This is a genomic window from Arthrobacter sp. K410C, assembly GCF_059090105.1.
Window position 1 is genome coordinate 1 of sequence record NZ_JBNHFJ010000052.1, and the last position, 752, is coordinate 752.

A 752-nucleotide genomic window follows, 5' to 3' on the forward strand; every position below is an offset into this window, starting at 1 on the left:
AGGGCGAGGGCCTCGGCGTCCTGGCCCACGGTGGAGAGCTGGGCGGGGCCGTAGGTGTGGTCCACGCGGATGACTTCCTGTTCGATGATCGGGCCCTCATCCAGGTCCGCGGTGACGTAGTGCGCGGTCGCGCCGACGAGCTTCACGCCCCGGTCGTAGGCCTGGTGGTAGGGGCGGGCGCCCTTGAACCCGGGCAGGAAGGAATGGTGGATGTTGATCGCACGGCCTTCCAGGGCCCGGCACAGGTCATCGGAAAGGACCTGCATGTAGCGGGCCAGGACCACCAGGTCCGCCCGGTATTCCTCCACCAGTTCCAAAAGCCGGGCCTCGGCGTCGGCCTTGGTGTCCGGGGTGACCGGAAGGTAGATGAAGGGCAGCCCGGCCGCCTCGGCCATCGCCCGGTGGGTTTCGTGGTTGGAAACCACGGCCACCAGGTCCCCGCCCAGGGTCCCGCCGCGCCACCGGAAAATCAGGTCGTTCAGGCAGTGCCCGAACTTGGACACCATCACCAGCACCCGCTGCTGGGTCTGGTCATGGAAGCTGAACTTCATCCCGAACCGGTCAGCGATCGGGCCGAACTCGGCCGTGAGCGTCTCCGGGGTCAGGTCCGGGGACCCGGAAAACGCGGTCCGCAGATGCAGGGTCTGGCGCAGGCTGTCATCGAACTGCTGGTGCTCATCAATGTTGAAGCCCCGCTCGAACAGGAAGGTGGTCACGGCCTGCACAATCCCGGCCTGCTCGGCACACGAGAG

At 67.0% G+C, this 752-nt stretch carries 1 protein-coding gene; it reads right to left on the bottom strand.

Annotated features, from left to right (window positions below):
* Positions 1–752 (bottom strand): formyltetrahydrofolate deformylase (locus tag AC5RU7_RS21030; RefSeq protein ID WP_494053878.1); only part of this gene is annotated, 752 nt, incomplete at both ends.